This window comes from Pseudomonas sp. 05T35 (assembly GCF_056396605.1).
In genome coordinates, this window is sequence record NZ_JBFTLU010000890.1 from 1 (window position 1) to 600 (window position 600).

Here is a 600-nt window from a genome sequence, read left to right on the forward strand (position 1 = left end):
GGCTCGCTCCCACATTTGGTTTGTGTGGTTGCCGGCTATTCATCCGGCCATCGCCAACCGGTTACGCCCCTCGCGCTTGGCCACATACAGCGCACTGTCGGCGCGTCGCAACAAGCTGTCTGCGGACTCACCCGGCAGCAGCGTCGAGCATCCGAGGCTGACCGTTAAGCCGATCAGCGTCCCATCCGCCGAATACTCCCCGGCTTGTGCGGCATGGCGCAGGCGTTCGCCTATCATCGCAGCGGCTTCGCGGCTGGTGTTGGACAGCAGAATCAGAAACTCTTCTCCGCCGAAGCGAAAGACCATGTCTACGTTGCGCAACTGGTTTTTGATCGAGGTTGCAACAGCCTTCAACACATCATCGCCGGCGCTGTGACCGTAGTTGTCATTGATCTGTTTGAAGTGATCGATATCGAGCATCAACAGCGACAGCGGCTGCATGTGTCGCCGGGCCATGTCGATTTCCCGTTGCAGGGTCTGATCCATGGCAATGCGATTGCCGGTGCCGGTCAGTGGGTCGCGCATTGCACTTTGAGTGGCCGCTCGATACAGCAGGGCGTTGCGCATCGGGAAGAGCAAGGTGGATAGCAGGGATTCGAG

1 protein-coding gene is annotated in these 600 nt (G+C 59.3%); it reads right to left on the reverse strand.

The window, feature by feature from the left end; all coding sequences use genetic code 11:
* Positions 1-39 precede the first annotated feature (39 nt).
* On the reverse strand, positions 40-600 hold a 561-nt coding region (locus tag AC1DH9_RS30515; RefSeq protein WP_477809502.1), incomplete at its 5' end, for a GGDEF domain-containing protein.